Annotated in this window: 20 protein-coding genes; 5 read left to right on the forward strand and 15 right to left on the reverse strand. The window is 70.9% G+C overall.

Features of this window, described 5'->3' with window-relative positions; translation table 11 throughout:
• The 8 genes from LL648_RS00995 to LL648_RS01030 all read right to left on the reverse strand — a co-directional run bounded on the left by LL648_RS00995 (nucleotide 1) and on the right by LL648_RS01030 (nucleotide 8,058).
• Nucleotides 1-840 carry a carbohydrate ABC transporter permease gene (locus LL648_RS00995; RefSeq protein ID WP_232660437.1) on the reverse strand — a complete coding sequence of 280 codons (840 nt, stop codon included), beginning with the start codon at nucleotides 838-840 and terminating at the stop codon, nucleotides 1-3.
• A gap of 2 nt (nucleotides 841-842) precedes the next feature.
• A complete protein-coding gene (locus LL648_RS01000) occupies nucleotides 843-1,790 on the reverse strand; it encodes a carbohydrate ABC transporter permease (RefSeq protein WP_232660438.1) in 948 nt (315 codons plus the stop codon).
• Complete coding sequence (locus LL648_RS01005) at nucleotides 1,787-3,124, reverse strand: ABC transporter substrate-binding protein (protein ID WP_232660439.1); 1,338 nt, start codon at nucleotides 3,122-3,124, stop codon at nucleotides 1,787-1,789. Before LL648_RS01005 ends, LL648_RS01000 begins: the two co-directional genes overlap by 4 nt.
• Before the next feature lie 194 nt (nucleotides 3,125-3,318).
• Nucleotides 3,319-3,843: a general stress protein gene (locus LL648_RS01010; RefSeq protein WP_232660440.1), complete on the reverse strand. Its 525-nt coding sequence runs from the start codon at nucleotides 3,841-3,843 to the stop codon at nucleotides 3,319-3,321.
• A 106-nt stretch (nucleotides 3,844-3,949) separates the two neighbouring features.
• Nucleotides 3,950-5,143: an acyl-CoA dehydrogenase family protein gene (locus tag LL648_RS01015; protein ID WP_232660441.1), complete on the reverse strand. Its 1,194-nt coding sequence runs from the start codon at nucleotides 5,141-5,143 to the stop codon at nucleotides 3,950-3,952.
• 307 nt (nucleotides 5,144-5,450) lie between these two features.
• Nucleotides 5,451-6,410, reverse strand: coding sequence for an HpcH/HpaI aldolase/citrate lyase family protein (locus LL648_RS01020; protein WP_232660442.1), 960 nt, complete (start codon nucleotides 6,408-6,410; stop codon nucleotides 5,451-5,453).
• Nucleotides 6,411-6,533: 123 nt separating this feature from the next.
• The gene (locus LL648_RS01025; RefSeq protein ID WP_232660443.1) at nucleotides 6,534-7,115 is read right to left on the reverse strand and encodes a hypothetical protein; all 582 of its coding nucleotides are present in this window, start codon (nucleotides 7,113-7,115) and stop codon (nucleotides 6,534-6,536) included.
• Nucleotides 7,116-7,185: 70 nt separating this feature from the next.
• Complete coding sequence (locus LL648_RS01030; protein WP_232660444.1) at nucleotides 7,186-8,058, reverse strand: PhzF family phenazine biosynthesis protein; 873 nt, start codon at nucleotides 8,056-8,058, stop codon at nucleotides 7,186-7,188.
• 81 nt (nucleotides 8,059-8,139) lie between these two features.
• Between LL648_RS01030 and LL648_RS01035 the strand changes: the two genes are divergently transcribed.
• Both LL648_RS01035 and LL648_RS01040 read left to right on the forward strand, forming a co-directional pair.
• Nucleotides 8,140-9,402 (forward strand): magnesium transporter MgtE N-terminal domain-containing protein, encoded by a 1,263-nt coding sequence (locus LL648_RS01035; protein WP_232660445.1) that lies wholly within the window; start codon nucleotides 8,140-8,142, stop codon nucleotides 9,400-9,402.
• On the forward strand, nucleotides 9,395-9,895 hold the full coding sequence (locus LL648_RS01040; protein ID WP_232660446.1) for a DUF1003 domain-containing protein: 501 nt from the start codon (nucleotides 9,395-9,397) through the stop codon (nucleotides 9,893-9,895). Before LL648_RS01035 ends, LL648_RS01040 begins: the two co-directional genes overlap by 8 nt.
• Here the strand turns inward: LL648_RS01040 and LL648_RS01045 are convergent.
• Nucleotides 9,892-10,323, reverse strand: a complete 432-nt coding sequence (locus LL648_RS01045) for a MarR family winged helix-turn-helix transcriptional regulator (RefSeq protein WP_232660447.1) — start codon at nucleotides 10,321-10,323, stop codon at nucleotides 9,892-9,894. The genes LL648_RS01040 and LL648_RS01045 overlap by 4 nt on opposite strands.
• Before the next feature lie 241 nt (nucleotides 10,324-10,564).
• Here LL648_RS01045 and LL648_RS01050 point away from each other — a divergent pair, with 241 nt between their 5' ends.
• Nucleotides 10,565-11,713 (forward strand): Mrp/NBP35 family ATP-binding protein, encoded by a 1,149-nt coding sequence (locus tag LL648_RS01050; RefSeq protein WP_232660448.1) that lies wholly within the window; start codon nucleotides 10,565-10,567, stop codon nucleotides 11,711-11,713.
• A 78-nt stretch (nucleotides 11,714-11,791) separates the two neighbouring features.
• Here the strand turns inward: LL648_RS01050 and LL648_RS01055 are convergent, their stop codons facing one another.
• The 5 genes from LL648_RS01055 to LL648_RS01075 all read right to left on the reverse strand — a co-directional run bounded on the left by LL648_RS01055 (nucleotide 11,792) and on the right by LL648_RS01075 (nucleotide 16,041).
• On the reverse strand, nucleotides 11,792-13,042 hold the full coding sequence (locus tag LL648_RS01055) for an aspartate aminotransferase family protein (RefSeq protein WP_232660449.1): 1,251 nt from the start codon (nucleotides 13,040-13,042) through the stop codon (nucleotides 11,792-11,794).
• A gap of 235 nt (nucleotides 13,043-13,277) precedes the next feature.
• Nucleotides 13,278-14,018, reverse strand: a complete 741-nt coding sequence (locus LL648_RS01060) for a GntR family transcriptional regulator (RefSeq protein ID WP_232660450.1) — start codon at nucleotides 14,016-14,018, stop codon at nucleotides 13,278-13,280.
• Between the two features lie 30 nt (nucleotides 14,019-14,048).
• Complete coding sequence (locus LL648_RS01065; protein WP_232660451.1) at nucleotides 14,049-14,765, reverse strand: maleate cis-trans isomerase family protein; 717 nt, start codon at nucleotides 14,763-14,765, stop codon at nucleotides 14,049-14,051.
• Nucleotides 14,762-15,529 (reverse strand): maleate cis-trans isomerase family protein, encoded by a 768-nt coding sequence (locus LL648_RS01070; RefSeq protein WP_232660452.1) that lies wholly within the window; start codon nucleotides 15,527-15,529, stop codon nucleotides 14,762-14,764. Before LL648_RS01070 ends, LL648_RS01065 begins: the two co-directional genes overlap by 4 nt.
• Before the next feature lie 8 nt (nucleotides 15,530-15,537).
• Entirely contained in the window at nucleotides 15,538-16,041 is a 504-nt protein-coding gene (locus LL648_RS01075) for a DUF3830 family protein (RefSeq protein WP_232660453.1), read from the reverse strand.
• Between the two features lie 110 nt (nucleotides 16,042-16,151).
• On the opposite strand from LL648_RS01075, the gene LL648_RS01080 reads away from it, so the two are divergent.
• Nucleotides 16,152-17,120, forward strand: a complete 969-nt coding sequence (locus LL648_RS01080; RefSeq protein WP_374111953.1) for a D-2-hydroxyacid dehydrogenase — start codon at nucleotides 16,152-16,154, stop codon at nucleotides 17,118-17,120.
• Nucleotides 17,117-18,553 (forward strand): amidase, encoded by a 1,437-nt coding sequence (locus LL648_RS01085; RefSeq protein ID WP_232660454.1) that lies wholly within the window; start codon nucleotides 17,117-17,119, stop codon nucleotides 18,551-18,553. Before LL648_RS01080 ends, LL648_RS01085 begins: the two co-directional genes overlap by 4 nt.
• A 70-nt stretch (nucleotides 18,554-18,623) precedes the next feature.
• Here the strand turns inward: LL648_RS01085 and tatB are convergent, their stop codons facing one another.
• Entirely contained in the window at nucleotides 18,624-19,007 is a 384-nt protein-coding gene (gene tatB / locus LL648_RS01090) for a Sec-independent protein translocase protein TatB (protein WP_232660455.1), read from the reverse strand.
• Between the last annotated feature and the right edge of the window lie 9 nt (nucleotides 19,008-19,016).

The following is a 19,016-nucleotide window of genomic DNA, read 5'->3' on the forward strand; positions in this document are numbered from 1 at the left end:
TCAGCCCTTCACTGCACCGGAGGTCAGGCCGGCCACGATCCGGCGCTGGAACAGCAACACGAAGATGATGATCGGGATCGTCAGCAGCACGGCAGCGGCTGCGATCGACCCGGTCGGTTCTGCGAACTCGGACGCTCCCGTGAAGTTCGCGATCGCAACGGTCGCGGTCTGCGACGCGCGTGTCGAGGTCAGCGAAACGGCGAACAGGAAGTCGTTCCAGCAGAAGATGAACACCAGGATCGCCGTGGTGAACACACCCGGCGCCGCGAGCGGCACGATGATCGACCGGAACGCCTGCAGCGGCGTCGCGCCGTCCATCTTCGCCGCCTTCTCCAGCTCCCACGGGATCTCCCGGAAGAACGCGGAGAGCGTGTAGATCGCGAGCGGGAGCGCGAAGGTGATGTACGGCAGGATCAGGCCGGGCCAGGTGTCGAACAGCCCGACCGCACGCTCGATGTCGAACAGCGGGCTCACCAGCGAGACCTGCGGGAACATCGCGATCAGCAGCGACACTCCGACCAGCAGTTTCTTGCCGGGGAAGTCGAGGCGGGCGATCGCGTACGCCGCCATCGTGCCGACGACGACGGCCAGCACCGTTGCGATGATCGAGATGCCGATCGAGTTGATCAGCGCCGAGGTGAAGAGGTCGATCTGGAACACCTGGGCGTAGTTCTCGAACGTCCAGCTGCGCGGGATGAAGCTGCCGTCGGTGATCGTGTCGGCCGTCTTGAACGACAGGCTCAGGATCCAGAGCACGGGCACCAGCGCGTAGAGGATCACCACGATGTCCGCGACGACCCACCAGGTCTTGCGGCTCGCGGTCGAGGATGCGTCGGCCATGGTCAGCGCCTCCCGGAGTCGGAGCCCGGCGCCGAAGCACCGAACAGCTTGATGAACAGGAGCGCGATCAACGCGACCGCGATGAAGATCAGCACGCTGATCGCGGAGCCGATTCCGAGGTTGAACGCTTTGAACAGGTTGTCGTAGCCGAGCATCGAGACCGAGCCCGTGCCGTTGGAGCCCGCCGTGAGCACGTAGATGTTGTCGAAGACGCGGAAGGCGTCGAGCGTGCGGAACAGCAGCGCGACGAGGATCGCCGGCTTCATCATCGGGAGGATGATCTTGGTGAGCCGCTGCCACGCGCCCGCGCCGTCGACCTGCGCAGCTTTCAGCAGGTCATCAGGGACGAGCGCGAGACCGGCCAGGAGCAACAGCGCCATGAACGGCGTGGTCTTCCAGACCTCGGCCCCGATGATGATCGCCAGTGCGGCGGCCTGGTCGGTCAGCGGCGCGCTGCCTTCCGGGAGCAGCGCCGCGAGGTAGCCCTTGTCGGGCGTCCATGCGAACTGCCAGCTGAAGGCCGCCACGACCGTGACGATGCCGTAGGGGATCAGCACGACCGTGCGGGTGAGCCCACGCCCGACGATCGTCCTGTGCATGATCAGCGCGAGCGCCAGCCCGAGCACGAACTCGATCGCGACCGAGATGACCGTGATCAGCATCGTGATCCCGAAGGCGCCCCACCAGTAGCCCGACGTCAGCACGGCGGCGTAGTTGGCGAGCCCTGCGAACGACTGCTCGGAGGGGAACCGCAGGTCGTAGCGCTGCAGGGAGAGCCAGATCGCGTATCCGATCGGATACGCCGTCACCAGCACGATGATGATCGCCGCGGGAGCACAGAGCAGCAGCCCGAGCCGCCGTTCGGCCTTCTTGCCCTCGGAGATCGGCGGTTGACCGCTCACCCGGTGCCGCGGGGCACCGGCTTCCGTAGTGGTCGTCGCAGTGGTCATGGGACGAGCCCCTCCGACTTCTCGGCCCGCGACACCTGGTCGGCGAGCTGCGGGACAAGAGCGTCCGGATCGATCTGGGCCGGCGGGTTGAGCAGGTCGGAGAGCACGATCGAGATGCTCTGGTAGGCCGGGGTCTTCGGCCGGACGCTCGCGCCGTCGAGCGAGTTCTTGATCGCCTCCCAGGCCGGGTACTTCGCCTGGAACTCGGGGTCGGCGTAGAGCGACTCCAGCGTGGGCGGCACGCCGCCTTCCAGCGCGTTGTTGCGCTGCGCGTCCTCGTTGCGCAGGCACTGCACCGCCTCGAAGGCGAAGTCCTTGTACCGCGACGTCGTGCTGATGCCGATGTTCAGGCCACCGATGGTCACCTTCGCCGGCGTGCCGGCGTCGACCGCGGGGTACGGGGCCCAGGCGAACACGTCGACCACGCGGCGGCCGGTGTCGGTCGCCGACGGCTTGCCCTGCTGGTCGATGAACGTGCCGCCGCCACCGCCGTCCGGCGGCGCGGTGTTGATCGAGGCGTTGACGAACGGGTAGTTGACCTGGAAGGCCGCGGTGCCGGCCTCCATCGCGAGCCGCCCGTCGTTCTCCTTCGCCACCGAGAGCGAGGGGTCGGCGCCCGGCGCGGTGGCGGTGCGCTGCATGATCGAGAGCGCCTTGCGGGCGGCGTCGCCCTTGTCGATCAGCACCTCGCCGTTCTCGGAGACGACCTGGCCGCCACCGCTGGCAAGCAGCGTGTTGAACCAGACGACGATGCCCTCGTACTGCGCGGCCTGCGTCTCGATGTAGGACGGCAGGCCCTGCTGCGCGAGCTTCTCCGACGCCGCGATCATCTCGTCCCAGGTGGCGGGCGGGGTCGGCGAGAGGTCCTTGCGGTACCAGAGGATCTGCGTGTTCGTGTTGAGCGGAGCGGCGTAGAGGGTGTCCTCGTACGTGGCCGTCTCCAACGTCGCCGGCAGGGTGCCCTGCTCGATCTTCGCCGCGACGTCGGCCGGGAACTTCTCGATCCACCCCGCCTTGGCGAACTCCGCCGTCCACGTCACGTCGATGCCGACGAGGTCGACGGCGGGGTCACCGGCGACGAGCCGGCGGGCGAGCTGGAGGCGCTGGTCGTCGGCGCCCTTCGGGAGCGATTGCTGCACGACGCTGTAGCGGCCGTTGGCCGCGGCGGTGCATGCCTTCGCGGCCGCCGCGTAGCCGCTCGCGTTGTCGGCCGGCGTGTAGAAGTTCAGCACCGGAGGCCCGGCGGGCCCCGAGCCGCACCCTGCTACCGCAGCCGCGGCGAGCAGCGCGCATGCACCTACGACGAGCGCGCCGCGACGCCTCCGTCGTGGCATCGGTTGAACCGGGTCGCGCATACGATTCCCCCGTCCGAGCACGTCGCTCCCGAGGCGTCGCGCATGACTGTGACCCCGGTCACGATTTGTGCCGGATGATCCGAACCTATGCGCGTCGCCCGTGGCCCGCAATCGGGAGCGTCGGACGCTCGTCGAAACGTGACCTTAAAAGGCCACGTCGGGGGATCTTTCGATCAATCCGAATTGGTCCCCATCGCCAACTTGGCCAGCAGCTCGCGGGCCTTCTCGGCGTTGCGCGGCTGGCACAGCACGTCGTACCGGCCGGCCACCATCTGGCTCGCCGAGGTGAAGTCGCGCCGGCCGCGGCTCGCGCCGTAGCCGACCGCCGCGAAGATCACGCCGAACACGACACCGATCGCCAGACCGGCGAGGATGGGCGTCAGCGCGATGCCGGCGGGGTTCGGGGAGAACAGCGAGAGCAGCACACCCACGAAGAACCCGAGCCACGCACCGGAGGCGGCGCCGGACATCAGCACGCGCCCCCAGGTCAGGCGCCCGATGACCCGCTCGACGAGCATCAGGTCGACGCCGACGATCGTCACGTCGCGGACCGGGAAGTCGGAATCGGCCAGGTGATCGACCGCACGCTGCGCTTCCGCATAGGTGGCATAGGACCCGACGGGCCAACCGGTGGGTGGCGTCGGCAGGTTCTGCAGGCCGGGCGCATTGCGCGCGGGCCCGCCGAACGGTGTGGACACGGGGGCCTCCTCCTCGTTCTCCATGACGCCCGGGCGACGCTGTTCGCCGTCGGAGCGTCCACAGTCTGCCAACGCTCGGAACAGGACAGTAGTGCCCTAACGGGCACTACCGCAGTCGGTACTCCTTGAGGAGCCCCCGGCTGATGATCGTCTTCTGGATCTCCGACGTGCCCTCGCCGATCAGCAGGAACGGCGCTTCGCGCATCAGCCGCTCGATCTCGTACTCCTTCGAGTAACCGTAACCACCGTGGATGCGGAACGCCTCCTGGGTGACCTCGGCGCAGTACTCGCTGGCGATGAGCTTGGCCATGCCGGCCTCGACGTCGTTGCGGCTACCGGAGTCCTTCAGCCGCGCGGCGTTGACCATCATCAGGTGCGCGGCCTCGACCTTCGTCGCCATCTCCGCCAGCTTGAACGCGATGGCCTGGTGCTCCGAGATCGGCTTGCCGAACGTCGAGCGCTGCTGCGCGTACTCGACGGCCAGCTCGAACGCCCTGATCGAGATGCCACAGGCGCGGGCCGCGACGTTCACCCTGCCGACCTCGACCCCGTCCATCATCTGCGCGAACCCGCCGCCGCGCTTGCCGCCGAGGATCTGAGTGGCCGGCACCCGGTGGCCCTTGAAGACCATCTCGGTGGTGTCGACGCCCTTGTAGCCCATCTTGTCGATCTTCCCGGGGATGACGAGGCCCGGCGCGACCTCGCCATAGCCGACCGGCTTCTCCACCAGGAACGTCGTCAGGTTGCGGTAGGGCTTGTCGGCGCCCTCGTCGGTGCGCACCAGCACGGCGGTCAGGTTCGACGTGCCGCCATTGGTGAGCCACATCTTCGCGCCGTCGATCACGAAGTCGTCGCCGTCCTCGACGGCCTTCGTCTTGATCGCGGCGACGTCGGAGCCGAGGTCGGGCTCGGACATCGAGAACGAACCGCGAGTCTCCCCCAGCGCCATCTGCGGGAGGTAGCGCTGCTTCTGCTCGTCCGTCCCGTGCTGGGTGATCATGTGCGCCACGATGAAGTGGGTGTTGATCACGCCGGAGACGCTCATCCACCCGCGCGCGATCTGCTCGACCACCAGCGCGTACGTCAGCAGCGACTCACCTAGGCCGCCGAACTCCTCCGGGATCGTGAGCCCGAACAGGCCCATCTCCTTCATCCCGTCGACGATGTCCTGCGGGTACGTGTCGGCGTGCTCCAGCGCGGTGGCGTGCGGGATGATCTCCTTGTCGACGAACGTCCTGACCGTGGACAGGATCTCCTGCTGGATCTCGGTGAGACCAGCCGTCTGCGCGAGCCGGGCCATCGCGGTGCCTCCAGGCGGAGTCGCGCGCCGGGCGGAGCTCCCGACGCTGGGCTACTGAGCAGTATCCACTGATTGACATCCCAAACGGCTGTGAAGGCGGGCACACGGGGGCGGCTGCTGCTGGGTGAGGGCAGGAAAGCCACTTTCAGGCCCTGTGAGGGCAGGAAAGTGGCTTTCCTGCCCTCCCGCCAACCCGACCACGATTCCTGCCGCCGCCAGCCGACCCCGAACCTCCCCACCGTTTTGGGCACTTGCGCGCCGTGGGAGCGCGCATCCACCCAAAACGGTGGGGAAATTGGGGGTGTCGTCAGCTCTCCGGCGGCGTCCAGCGGTCCGTGCGGTCCATGCCGGCCGCGCGGCCCTTGTTGCTGATCACCAGCGCCATCTTGCGGCTGGCCTCGTCGATCATCTCGTCGCCGATCATGGCGGCGCCGCGCTTCCCGCCGGCCTCGGAGGTGTACCACTCGTAGGCGTCGAGGATGTTCTCGGCGTGGTCGTAGTCGCTCTGCAGCGGGCTGAAGGTCTCGTTGGCCGCGTCGATCTGGCCGGGGTGCAGCACCCACTTGCCGTCGAAGCCGAGGGCCGCGGACCGGCCGGCGACCCGCCGGAACCCGTCGACGTCCTTGATCTGCAGGTACGGGCCGTCGATCGCCTGCTTGTCGTAGGCGCGGGCGGCCATGAGGATGCTCATCAGGATGTGGTGGTAGGCGTCGCCGACGTCGTACCCGGGCGGCTGCTCCCCCACCACCAGCGACTTCATGTTGATCGACGCCATGAAGTCGGCCGGGCCGAAGATGATCGTCTCGACCCGGGGCGACGCCGTCGCGATCGCGTTGACGTTGGTCAGCCCGAGCGCGTTCTCGATCTGTGCCTCGATGCCGATGCGACCGATCTCGTAGCCCATCGTCTTCTCGATCTGGGTGAGCAGGAGGTCGAGCGCGACGACCTGCTCCGCCGTCTGCACCTTCGGCAGCATGATCGCATCGAGGTTCGCGCCGGCCCCCTCGACGACCTCCGTGACGTCGCGGTAGGTCCACTCGGTCGTCCAGTCGTTCACCCGCACGACCCGCACCCGGTCGCCCCAGCCGCCCTCGTTGAGCGCGGCCACGATCGTCTTGCGCGCCGGCGGCTTGGCCAGCGGCGCCACGGCGTCCTCCAGGTCGAGGAACACCTGGTCGGCCGGCAGCGTGCGAGCCTTGTCGATGAACTTCTGGCTCGAGCCCGGCACCGCGAGGCACGAACGGCGGGCACGGATCTTCGTGGTCACGGGGCGACTCCTCGTCGAGGTCGGCGACCCGCCGATGCTGGCACGCCGGGTCCCTCCACGGGGCACAGGGGTGATTGGTTTCTCAAACATCGCCACCCGGACGAGCGACCACCTTTGGACGGGTCAGGCGGCGGTCTCCACACGGATGCGGTCCTGCGATCGCACGTCGATCGGCAACCCCGACGGCGACTCCGGCACGTCGATGGAGGTCCCGCCCTCCGTCGACTCCGCGGTCACGGCGTACGGGCCGGAGCCCGGAGCCACGGTCACCGACACGACATCGCCCGCCCGCACCATCAGCGGCCCGACCACGCCGACGACCTCCGCCTCCCCCGCCGAGTCGAACCGCGTCGGCATCCCGGGCGGCACGGTGAGGTCGTAGTCGATGAAGCACTGCCCCGGCCCGAACGTCGGCGGGCAGTCGACATCGATCGTCAACGTGCCGCCCTCCTGCGTCACCCGCTCGCCCGGCGCGCGCACGTCGTTGCGGTTGATCGTGCGGTGCAGCTCGACCGCGCCGGGCGCACCCGCCGTGAACCGGACGGTGCCGACGCCACCCCCGCCGCCCTGCCGGATGGCCAGCCGCTCGACGGCCTGGAAGGACTCGTCGCTGGTCAGCTGGTAGTCGGGGCCGAAGTTTGCGCATCCGGCGAGCACGACGGCGGCCAGCACAACCGGCAGGACGTGCCGGGCTCGAATTCCCATATTTGCAAGCTAGGTCGACGGGCCCGCCGCAACGACCCACCGGGGACCACACTCCGAGGTAGCCCCAGGACTACCCGGGCAGGGCGACCAGCTCACCGCGGCTCACCGCGACGACGCTGCCGCGCACCGACGTGCCGACGGCCCGGCCGCTTTCGGACTGCACGAGCACGCCCAGCTCCGACGGCCGTCCCATCTCGATGCCCTGCTCGACGAGGAACCCGCTCTGTCCCTCCGCGCCGAGCAGCCCACGCGCAGCCAGGAAGACGCCCAGCGCAACGGCGGCCGAGCCCGTCGCCGGGTCCTCCGGCACGCCGACGGCGGGCCCGAACATGCGCAGGTGCGCCTTCCATGCCTCGCGGTCGAAGGCGACGACGGCGAGGCCGGTCAGCCCCGGCGTCGCGGCGATCACCGCGGCGGCGTCGAGCTCCGCGCGGGCGACGGCGTCGGGCCGCACCGGCAGGAACGCGAACGAGACCCCGGCGCCGGCCACCCCGGCTGGTACGTCGGGATCGACGTCCTCCGGCTTCAGCCCGACCGCCGCCGCCAGCTCGACCCCGTCGAGATCGGGCCCGACCGTCGGCGGGCCGCCGTCGACCAGCGCGCCCACAGCGTCGACCCGGACCCGCAACAGGCCGGCACCGCACTCCTGCACGACGTCGCCGGGCCCGATGAGCCCGTCGCGCGCGAGCAGCCACGCCGCGCCGACACTCGGGTGGCCCGCGTACGGGAGCTCGCGCAGCGGCGTGAAGATGCGGAGGCGGTAGTCGGCGCCGGCGACGGTCGGCGGCAGCGGGAACGCGGTCTCGGAGAGCGCGAACTCCGCCGCGATCGCCTGCATCTGGGCCGTGGTCAGATCGTTCGCACCGTGCACGACGGCGAGCGGGTTGCCCGAGTAGGGCCGATCGGTGAACACGTCGAGCACGTCGAAGCGCAGCGGCGGCACCACCCGACCTTAGCCACACCGGCCTGCCCGGCCGGGCGAGGGACGGACCAGTCCGTCCTCGATGGGCATACGCTCCGCTGCGTGGGAACGGATCGGGTCTTCGTGGCGCAGCTGGCCGGCCTGCCTGTCTTCGGCCCCGACGGCGAACGCATCGGCAAGGTCCGCGACCTCGTCGCCACGATGCGCCTCGACGCGAGCCCGCCCCGCATCCTCGGCATGGTCGTCGAACTGGCGACCCGCCGGCGCATCTTCGTCCCGATGCTGCGGGTGACCTCCATCGATCCGGGAGCCGTCACGTTGTCCACCGGCTCGGTGAGCCTGCGCGGGTTCGCGCAGCGCCCCAACGAGACGCTGCTGGTCGGGCAGATGCTCGACGCGCCGGTCCGGTCCGTCGAGACCGGCGACGAGATGACCGTCGTCGACGCCGCGATCGAGCCGACCCGCTCGCGCGACTGGGTCGTCGGCAGGCTCGCGGTGCGCACCCGCCGGCACGGGCTCGCGCGCCGCGGGCACGTGCAGGTGGTGCCGTGGAGCAGCGTCACCGGGCTGACGCTCTCCGACCGGCAGGGCACGGCCGGGCTGCTCAGCGTCTTCGAGACGATGCGCCCCGCCGACGTCGCGGCCGCGCTCGCGGAGCTGCCGGAGAAGCGCCAGCACGAGGTGATCGACGCGCTCGACGACGAGCGGCTCGCCGACCTGTTCGAGGAGATGTCGGAGAACGACCAGCGCGCGCTGATCGGGCACCTCGACTCGGAGCGGGCCGCCGACGTGCTGGAGGCGATGTCCCCCGACGACGCCGCCGACCTGCTGGCCGAGATGCCCGACGCCGACGCCGACGCGTTGCTCGCGCTGATGCAGCCGGAGGAATCGGCGCCCGTGCGGCGGCTGATGAGCTACTCGGCCGACACCGCGGGCGGGCTCATGACCCCCGAGCCGATCATCCTGCGGCCCGACGCGACCGTCGCCGAGGCGCTGGCCAGGATCCGCAACCCCGACATCCCGCCGGCGCTGGCCAGCATGGTGTTCGTCTGCCGGCCGCCGACCGAGACCCCCACCGGGCGCTACCTGGGCTGCGTGCACGCCCAGCGGCTCCTGCGGGAGGCGCCGTTCGTGCTGGTCGCGGGCATCGTCGACGCCGATCTCGCCCGGTTGCACCCCGAAGCGTCGATGGGCGAGATCACCCGGTACTTCGCGGCGTACAACCTCGTGGCGGGGCCGGTCGTCGACGCGGCCGACCACCTGCTCGGGGCGGTGACCGTCGACGACCTGCTGGACCACCTGCTCCCACCGGACTGGCGCGACCGCCTTCCGACCGACGACACCCCGGAGGTGGCCGATGCCTGAGGTGACCACGCAGCGCCGACTCGACATGCCCCGCCTGGGGCGCACCCGGTTCGAGCTCGACCCCGACGGCTTCGCCCGGCTCTCCGAACGGATCGCGCGCTTCCTCGGCACGGGCCGGTTCCTCGCGATCCAGACCGTGATCGTCGTCGTCTGGATCGCGCTCAACACGTTCGCGATCGCGCTGCAGTGGGACGCCTACCCGTTCATCCTGCTCAACCTGGCCTTCTCGACGCAGGCGGCGTACGCAGCGCCGCTCATCCTGCTCGCGCAGAACCGGCAGGACGACCGCGACCGTGTCTCGCTGGAGGAGGACCGGACGCGCGCCGAACGCACGAAGGCCGACACGGAGTACCTCGCACGTGAGCTGGCCGCGCTGCGGCTCGCCGTCGGCGAAGTGGTCACCCGCGACTACCTGCGCAGCGAGCTCGACAAGCTCTCCGACCGAATGGGCGCCGAACCCGTTACCGGACGGTCGAGCCGGAGCCGCGGCTAGTCGATCAACTTCCCCGTGATGGCCTCCAAGGTCGTGAGGTCGCACTCGTCGAGCTTGGCCGCGAAGTGCCGCACGATCCCGGTGAGATGGGTGCGGGAGGCGATGCGCAGCCGGTTCAGGCCGGCGTCGGTGAGGCGCGCGGCAACACCGCGGCCGTCGCTCTCGACGGGTAGCCGGTCGACGAGCCCCACCTTCTCCAACCGGTCGACGAGCCGCGTGACCCCGGAGCGGGAGAGCAGCACGGCATCGGCCAGCTCCGTCATGCGCAGCCGGTGCTCCGGCGCCTCGGCGAGCTGCACCAGCACGTCGTAGGCGGCGAGCGAGAGCTGCTGCTCGGCGACGAGCTCGCCCTCGAGCGTGCGGGTGATCGTCGCGTGCGCGCGCAGGAACGAGCGCCACGCGGCCAGCTGCGACCGGGTCGGGCTCATTCGCTCCCGTTCACCCTCGGCCCGGTCAGCTGTCTTCGATGTCCTGTCCGCGATGTCCGTCACCCTTCCCCCCTCTGCGTGCCACACCAGACGCCATACCTTGCCGCAGATCACCGTTGTCGTGGGGCAACCTTCTCGGCCCTTGCGGGGAGATGCTACGGAGGGGGGCCGACAACGGCACGGACGTAGCATGGGAGAGGTCGCGGCGGAAGCCGTGCCAGCGTCGCCACGAAAGGCTCCGATGTCCACCACCGGCAACACCACGACCATCGAGCAGGCCGTCACCGCCGCGCTCGCGACGGTCGAGGACCCCGAGATCCACCGGCCCATCACCGAGCTGGGAATGGTCAAATCGGTGGCCGTCTCGCCGGAGGGCCTCGCCCACGTCGCCGTCTTCCTGACCGTCGCGGGTTGCCCGATGCGCGAGACGATCACGTCGCGGGTCACGACGGCGGTCTCCGGCGTCACCGGCGTCACCGGCGTGCAGGTCGAGCTGGACGTCATGAATGACGAGCAACGCACCGCGCTGCGCAAGAGCCTGCGCGGCGACTCCGCGGAGCCGGTGATCCCGTTCGCCCAGCCCGGCTCGCTGACCCGCGTGTACTGCGTCGCGTCGGGCAAGGGCGGCGTCGGCAAGTCGTCGGTGACGGTCAACCTCGCCGCCGCGATGGCCGCGCGCGGCCTCTCCGTCGGGGTCGTCGACGCCGACATCTACGGCCACTCGGTGCCCCGCATGCTCGGGACGACCGACCGGCCGACCAAGGTCGAGAACATGATGATGCCCCCGCAGGCGCACGGGGTGAAGGTCATCTCGATCGGCATGTTCACCGCGGGCAACGACGCCGTGGTGTGGCGCGGCCCGATGCTGCACCGCGCGCTGCAGCAGTTCCTCGCCGACGTGTTCTGGGGCGATCTCGACGTCCTGCTGCTCGACCTGCCGCCCGGCACCGGCGACATCGCGATCTCCACGGCGCAGCTCGTGCCCAACGCCGAGCTGTTGGTCGTCACGACCCCGCAGATGGCGGCCGCCGAGGTGGCCGAGCGGGCCGGCTCGATCGCGCAGCAGACCCGCCAGCGGCTCGCCGGCGTCGTCGAGAACATGTCGTGGATGGAGCTGCCCGACGGCTCCCGGGTCGAGGTCTTCGGCGCCGGCGGCGGGCAGCGGGTGGCCGAGTCGCTCTCGCAGACGCTCGGTGCTCCCGTCCCGCTGCTGGGCCAGATCCCGCTCGAGACGCGCCTGCGCGAGTGCGGCGACACCGGCACACCGATCGTCCTGGCCGAGCCGGAGTCGCCGGCCGCCAAGGCCCTCAGATCGGTCTCCGACAAGCTGACGACCCGCGCCCGCGGTCTCGCCGGCATGAGCCTCAACATCAGCCCCGTCAAGCGCTGACCCGAAAGTTCCCCACCGTTTTGCCAACCTGCACGCCGTTTCGGCTGTGCAAGTAGGCAAAACGGTGGGGAAGTTCGGTCAGGTTGCGCGGAGCGCGTCGGCCCAGAGCGCCACGCCTTCGTCGATCTGCTCCGCGGTGACGATGAGCGGCGGGATCATCCGGACGACGTTGCCGTAGGGACCGCAGGTCAGCAGCAGCAGGCCGCGCTCGGCCGCGGCGGCGTGCGCGCGTGTTGCTGCCGCGGTGTCCGGCGCCCCGTCGGGGGTGCAGAACTCGTTGCCGACCATGAGCCCCAACCCGCGGACGTCCGCGATGCCGGGGTGGTCGGCCGCGACCTTGCGCAGGCCCTCCAGCAGCCGCGTGCCCTGCTCGGCGGCGTTCGCGACGAGCCCTTCCTCCTCGATCACGTCGAGGGTCGCGAGCGCGGCCGCGCATGCGACGGCGTTGCCGCCGTAGGTGCCGCCCTGCGAGCCGGGCAGCGCCTTGGCCATCAGCTCCTGCCGCGCGGCGATGCCGGAGAGCGGGAACCCGCTGGCCAGGCCCTTCGCGGTGATCAGGATGTCGGGCGTGACGTCGGGCGTGTGCTGGTGGCCCCAGAACTTCCCGGTGCGCCCGAACCCGGTCTGCACCTCGTCGGCGACGAGCAGGATGCCGTGCGCGTCGGCCCGCTCGCGCAGGCCCGCGAGGAACGCCGGCGGGGTCGGCACGTATCCACCCTCGCCCAGCACGGGCTCGATGAGCAGCGCGGCGACGTCACCGGCGGGTGCCGCGGTGACGAGCAGCCGGTCGAGCTCCCGCAGGCAGAACGCCACGGTCTCGTCCTCGCTCCAACCGTGCCGGAACGCGTACGGGAAGGGCGCGAACGCGACCCCGCCCATCATCGGGCCGATCCCGGCCCTGATCTTCGCGCCGGACGTCGTCAGCGCCGCGGCGCCCATGGTCCGGCCGTGGAACCCGCCCTCGAACGCGATCACGAGCTGGCGGCCGGTGGCGTGGCGGGCCAGCCGCACCGACGCCTCGACGGCCTCGCTGCCGGAGTTGAGGAAGAACACGCTGTCGAGCTCGGCCGGCAGCACGCTGCCGAGCCGCTCGACCAGCCGCAGCAACGGCTGGTGCATGACGGTCGTGTACTGGCCGTGGATCAGCGTCGCGACCTGCTCCTGCGCGGCCGCGACGACCTTCGGGTGGCAGTGGCCGGTGCTGGTGACGCCGATGCCAGCGGTGAAGTCGAGGTGGCGTCGCCCGTCGGTGTCGTAGAGGTACACGCCCTCGCCGCGCGCGGCCTGCACCGGCGTCGCCTGCTTGAGGATCGGGGACAGCTGCGCCATACGAACTCCCTTGTCGGATTGTCGACAATCGAAACACAGGCTTCGGGCCTGTGCATAGGTCGTGTGGGCCAGGAGGGTCCTGAACAACTGGGGCCGTAGCGAGCGGCGTCCAGGTGGTGTCATCGCAAGGCGCGCGGATGCGGCGATACCGCTGTTGTATCGACGTATTCGCGCAACGCCGCGAGGGCGCCGCCTGGGCGTCGCGCAGTAGGTCCCAGTTGTTCAGGACCCTCCACTACGCGGGAAGCGCTGGCGGGGCCGGGTCGGTCGGCTTCTTCGGGTCGGACGATGGCAGCGACGAGGGCACGGTCGGGACGATCGTCGGCGCGAGGATCCGCTCGACGGCGTCGAGCATGTGCGACTCGAGCACGTTGGTCAGACGGCCGGGATCGCCGTCGCGCACGGCGTCGCACAGCTCGCGGTGCTCGGCGAGCAGCGCGTCGGCCGGTGGCGCGGTCTGCTGCAGCGCGGCGAGGCACATCCGCGTCTCGACGAGCAGCGTGTCGGCCATCCGCCGCAGCCGCGGGCTGCCCGAGGCCGCGACGAGCTCGGCGTGGAACGCGTGGTCGGCGTCGGCGAGCGCCACCGGGTCGTCCGCGGCGGCCTCCATCACCGCCAGCGCGTCGGCGAGCCGCTGCACGGCGGCCGCCCGGTCGCCCGCGATGAGCAGCAGGCCCGCGGCCCGCTCGACGGCGGCCCGCGCCACGTACACGTCGCGGACGTCGGCGGCGTCGAGGTCGCGCACGAACAACCCGCGGTGGCTCTCGCTGCGCAGCAGCCCCTCCGCGACGAGGCGCTGCATGGCCTCGCGCAGCGGCCCGCGGCTCACCCCCAGCCGACCGGCCAGCTCCACCTCACCGAGCTGGGTGCCCGGCGGGAACGTGCCGCGCATGATCGCCTCGCGGATGCGGTCGGCGACGATCGCGGCCGTCGAGCGGCGCTCGACCGGTTCGAGGTCGGTCAGGTCCATGCTCATCGCTGGTCCGATCTCACGACTGGTCCGATCTCATGGCCGGCCGGCGAACAGCGCCCCGAAGCCGGGACGGGCGGCGGTGTCGCCCGCCAGGCGCAGTCCTTGCCAGATGCTGACCTGGTTCGCCGTCAGCACCGGCTTGCCGACGCGCTCCTCCAGCGCGTCGAGCAGCCCGACGGTGTGCAGCGCGGTGTCGGGCAGCAGCAGCGCCTGCGCGTCGGGGTGGTCGGCCGCCGCGGCGAAGTCGAGCACCGCGTCCGCCGGCAGCGTGCCGACCTCCGCGGCGGTGATGATCCCGCGCGAGCTCAGGGTGAGCACCTCGACGCCCACGTGCTGCAGGAACGCGACGAAGCGCTCCGCGACGTCCTGCGGGTAGGTCGCGCCGACGGCCACCCTGCTGATCGCGAGCGATGCGCAGGCGTCGGCGAAGGCGAACGAGGTGCTCGACGCCGGCACGCCCGCCGCCGCGCTCAGCGCGTCCACCTGCGCTTTTGCGCCATCCCAGCCGAAGACGAACGACCCGCTCGTGCAGGCCCACACCACGGCGTCGAGCGGGCCGGGCAGCGCGCGCACGCCTTCGGCCAGCACGTCGTCGGCGCCGATGTCGAGCAGCGCGTCGACCCGGTGGGCGTCCTCCCGCATCTCGGTGTGCACCAACGGAAGCCGTGGGCCGCCGAGCAGCGCCTCCGCGCGCGGATAGTCGTCCTCCGCGGAGTAGCCGGGATAGAGGATGCCGATGGTCGGTGTCATGCCGCTCCTGGTCGTAGTGAGATCTCCCCGGCCTGCAGCAACGTCCCGCTGCCGACCGCCGTCCTGCCCATCGCGCGCAGCGCCGCCCACATCGTCACCTGGTTCGCGGTGAGCACGGGCTTGCCGAGCGCGGCCTCCAACGGCTCGATGAGGTCGTACGTCGGCAGGTTGGTGCAGCTGATGAAGAGCGCTTCCGCGTCGTCCGTGTCGGCCGCGCGCACGATGTTGATCACCTCGGCGTAGGTGACGCGCCAGATGTTGCCGAGCAGTCCGAGCCCCTCCGACGACACCGTCCGCACCCGGTGTTCCGCGAGGTACCCGACGAGCCTGCTGGTCACGGAGTCGACGTACGGGGTCGCGATCGCGAGCCGGTTGACGCCGAGCAGCGCGAGCGCGTCGATCAGCGCCCCCGAGGTCGTGCAGGCGGCCGGTGCGCCGGCGTCGAGCATGGTCCGGCGCAGCACCATCTCGCCGGTGGCGCCATCGACGAAGCTGCCCGACGTGCACGCGTAGACGACGACGGCGGGTTCCGGGGTGAGCACGTCCAGCGTCGCCCTGCGGACGGCGCGCCGATCGCCGATCGCGACCGCCATCTCGACGGTCATCGGTGTGGTGAAGAACGGCAGCCGGGTGAGGTAGAGGGAGACGTCCTCCGGCACCCAGCGCCACAGCTCGCGGTCGAGCGCAAAATCGAACGGTGCGACGACGCCGATGCCCTGTTGTGTGGTGGGCTCGGCGAGGCCGACGGACAGCTCGGTCGGCACGGACGGGCCTAGCCGGCGTCGGAACGGTCGAGCCGCTGGTAGACGAGCCGCTCGCCGACGCTGCCGGAACGCCAGACGTCGTGGCACGCCTCGGCCATGATGTCGAGACCCTCGACGATCGTGGCGTAGACGTTGCCGGGCACCCAGCCGACGTCGCCGTTGATCAGCAGGTTGTTGCGGCCATAGAAGATCGCGAGATCGATGCCGCCCTCGGCCTGGTCGATCCCCTGGTCGGCCTTGAACGACTGGTCGAGCACGCCGCCGGCGAAGTCGAAGTAGCAGACGTCGCCGGGGATCGGGGTGACCGTCGTGTTCTCGTAGCCGATCTTCGGGCCGAACCGCGGGACGATCGAGTAGACCTCGTTGCGCGCGTACTTGGCGTGCTGGACCGGGCCGCCGAGCGGCAGCGCGTCCCAGACGGCCGCGCTGGTGCGCGGAGCGTCCTTCTCGAGCAGCTCGGCAACGCACGTCACACCACGGCGTTCGAGGCTGATGCGCATGAACTTCGACATGGGCCACTCCGGCGTCGTCGGGTACCGCAGGCCCGCGGATTGTTGACAATCATACGAGCGGTTCCTAGCGTGTCAATCACAGGGCCCACCCGCTCGGAAGGACGTCCAGCTTGACTGTTTCCGCAGCTCAGCGGCCCCATCCTCGGATCACCGTGCTGCACGGTGATCATCTGCCGACAAGGCTCGACCTCGGCGAACCACGGCTCGCGAGCAACGCCGACGAGCTGGCGAAAGCGCTGCCCGGTACGGAGGTCCTGCTCGTCTGGGACTTCACCTCCGACGCAGTCCGCGATGCGTGGCCGGCCGCCGACAGCGCCCTGCGATGGGTGCACACGGCAAGCGCCGGCGTCGACCGGGTGATCTTCCCCGGGATCGTCGAGTCCAGCGTGACGGTGACGAACTCGCGCGGCGTCTTCGACATCCCGATGGCCGAGTACGTGCTCGGGCTCGTGCTGGCGATGGCGAAGGACCTGCCGCGGACGCTCGCGCTGCAGGCCGAGCACGAATGGCGCCACCGCGAGACCGAATCGATCGCCGGGCGCACCGCGGTCGTGGTAGGCAGCGGCCCGATCGGCCGCGCAATCGCGCGGCTGCTCGAAGCCGCGGGGATGCGCGTCGAGCTGGTGGGCAGGCGGCGCGCCGCGGGCCGCCACGGCATGGACGACCTGCCGGCGCTGCTGCCCACCTCGGACTGGCTCGTCCTCGCCGCGCCGCTCACCGACGCCACCCGCGGCATGCTCGACGCCACGGCGATCGCCGCGCTGCCGACGACCGCGCGAGTGATCAACGTCGGCCGCGGCGCGCTCGTCGTCGAGGGCGACCTCGTCGAGGCGCTGCACGCCGGGCGCATCGCGGGAGCGGCGCTCGACGTCTTCGAGCACGAGCCGCTGACCCCCGCTTCGCCGCTGTGGGACGTGCCGGGGCTGATCATCTCGCCGCACATGTCCGGCGACCTCGTCGGATGGCGCGACTCGCTCGCCGAGCTGTTCGCCGACAACCTCGCCCGCTACGTGACGGGCAAACCGCTGCGCAACGTGGTGGACAAGAAGCTCGGATACGTGCCGGAAGGGACCCCATGACGGGCATCAAGCACAGTTCGATCGACGGGGCGCTCGACGCGGCGGACCTGGCGGCCACCGAGCTGCTGGCCGCGTACCGCAGCGGCGAGCTCTCCCCCGTCGAGGCCACCGCGGCCGTGCTCGACCGGATCGAGCGGTGCGACGCGGGGATCAACGCGTTCTGCCTCGTCGACGGCGAGGGCGCGCTGGCAGCCGCCCGCCGGTCGGAGGAGCGTTGGCGCCGTGGCGAGCCGGACGGCCTGCTTGACGGCGTGCCCGTCTCGGTCAAGGACCTGCTGCTGACGGAGGGCTGGCCGACGCTGCGCGGCTCGCTCACGATCGACGCGGCGGGTCCGTGGCCCGACGACGCCCCGTCCGTCGCCGCGCTGCGCGCCGAGAACGCCGTGATGGTCGGCAAGACCACCACACCCGAGCTGGGCTGGAAGGGTGTGACGGACTCCCCGCGCACCGGCATCACCCGCAACCCATGGGACCTGACCCGCACGCCGGGTGGATCGTCGGGCGGCAGCGCGGCGGCCGTCGCGGCCGGGATGGCGCCGCTCAGCCTCGGCACCGACGGCGGCGGCTCGGTGCGCATCCCGGCTGCCTTCACGGGCACGACCGGCCTCAAGCCGACCTACGGGCGGATCCCGGTGTACCCGGCGAGCCCGTTCGGCGGGCTCTCGCACATCGGGCCGATGGGGCGCACCGCAGCCGACATCGCACTGCTGCTCGACGCCGTCTCGACCGGTGATCCCCGCGACCCGTGGGCGCTCGCCAGGCCGGAACCCACCCTGGCGGGCATCGACGCGCCCGTGGCAGGCCTGCGCGTCGCGGTGAGCCGGACGCTGGGCTACGCGAACGTGCACCCGGAGGTCGTCGCGGCGTTCGACGCGGCCATCGCCGTCTTCCGCGAGCTGGGCGCCGTCGTGGAGGAGGCCGAGCCCGGGTTCGCCGACCCGATCGAGTCGTTCCAGGTTCTGTGGTTCTCCGGCGCGGCCAAGGCCATGGAGGCGCTCGGCCCTGCGGAGCGGGAGCTGATGGACCCGGGCCTCGTCGCGGCGGCGGAGATCGGCGCGGCTGCGAGCGCGCTCGACTACCTCACCGCGCTGGGCGTCCGCAACGAGCTCGGCATCCGCATGGGCGCCTTCCACCAGCGCTACGACCTGCTGCTCACCCCGGCCATGCCGGTGCCGGCCTTCGAGGCGGGCCGACCCGCGCCGCCGGAGTGGGTGCACGAGCGCTGGACGTCGTGGACGCCGTTCACCTACCCGTTCAACATGACGCAGCAGCCGGCGGCGAGCGTCCCCTGCGGGTTCAGCAGCGACGGGCTGCCGATCGGGCTGCAGATCGTGGGGCCCCGGTACGCCGACGGCGCGGTGCTGGCGGCCGCGCACGCCTTCCAGACGGCCACAACCTGGCACCAGCAGCGCCCACCGCTCGACCACTCGTAGAAGTTCCCCACCGTTTTGCCAACCTGCACACCCAAAACGGCGTGCAAATTGGCAAAACGGTGGGGATGTTCTACGTGGCGTCGGGGTCGATCGGGGGGCGCTCGTTCTTGGCGAGCGGCTCCGGTGCCGGTTTCGTGTCCTTCACGAAGCCGGTGGTCGACGTGCCGTTGGTCGGCTTCGGCTCCGGCGGGTCGTCGAAGAGCGTCCGCTGCACCGCCGTGCGCGGGTTGAAGTCACGCAGCCCGCGCAGCTCTTCGAGCGGCTTGCGCAGCTCGTCGAACTCGGGGCCGAGCTCGCCGCGCAGCTGCTCGCGGGCACCGGTGGCGTACTCCCTGACCTTCCGGATCGAGCGACCCACCCAGGCCGCGGCCTCCGGCAGGCGGTCGGGCCCGAGGATGAACAACCCGGCCACGACGAGGACCAGGATCTCGCCCCAACCGATGCTGTCGAACATGCGCGAAGC

This window comes from Pseudonocardia sp. TRM90224, assembly GCF_021245725.1.
In the GTDB taxonomy this organism is placed as follows: Bacteria; Actinomycetota; Actinomycetes; order Mycobacteriales; family Pseudonocardiaceae; genus Pseudonocardia.

Coding starts and splice junctions, on each gene's coding strand:
- LL648_RS01045 (WP_232660447.1), bottom strand. CDS start 10,323: ATGAGCCCGACCCGGTCGCAGCTGGCCGCGTGGCGCTCGTTCCTGCGC.
- LL648_RS00995 (WP_232660437.1), bottom strand. CDS start 840: ATGGCCGACGCATCCTCGACCGCGAGCCGCAAGACCTGGTGGGTCGTC.
- LL648_RS01015 (WP_232660441.1), bottom strand. CDS start 5,143: ATGGCCCGGCTCGCGCAGACGGCTGGTCTCACCGAGATCCAGCAGGAG.
- LL648_RS01005 (WP_232660439.1), bottom strand. CDS start 3,124: ATGCCACGACGGAGGCGTCGCGGCGCGCTCGTCGTAGGTGCATGCGCG.
- LL648_RS01075 (WP_232660453.1), bottom strand. CDS start 16,041: ATGTCGAAGTTCATGCGCATCAGCCTCGAACGCCGTGGTGTGACGTGC.
- tatB (WP_232660455.1), bottom strand. CDS start 19,007: ATGTTCGACAGCATCGGTTGGGGCGAGATCCTGGTCCTCGTCGTGGCC.
- LL648_RS01000 (WP_232660438.1), bottom strand. CDS start 1,790: ATGACCACTGCGACGACCACTACGGAAGCCGGTGCCCCGCGGCACCGG.
- LL648_RS01060 (WP_232660450.1), bottom strand. CDS start 14,018: ATGAGCATGGACCTGACCGACCTCGAACCGGTCGAGCGCCGCTCGACG.
- LL648_RS01065 (WP_232660451.1), bottom strand. CDS start 14,765: ATGACACCGACCATCGGCATCCTCTATCCCGGCTACTCCGCGGAGGAC.
- LL648_RS01085 (WP_232660454.1), top strand. CDS start 17,117: ATGACGGGCATCAAGCACAGTTCGATCGACGGGGCGCTCGACGCGGCG.
- LL648_RS01050 (WP_232660448.1), top strand. CDS start 10,565: ATGTCCACCACCGGCAACACCACGACCATCGAGCAGGCCGTCACCGCC.
- LL648_RS01040 (WP_232660446.1), top strand. CDS start 9,395: ATGCCTGAGGTGACCACGCAGCGCCGACTCGACATGCCCCGCCTGGGG.
- LL648_RS01025 (WP_232660443.1), bottom strand. CDS start 7,115: ATGGGAATTCGAGCCCGGCACGTCCTGCCGGTTGTGCTGGCCGCCGTC.
- LL648_RS01055 (WP_232660449.1), bottom strand. CDS start 13,042: ATGGCGCAGCTGTCCCCGATCCTCAAGCAGGCGACGCCGGTGCAGGCC.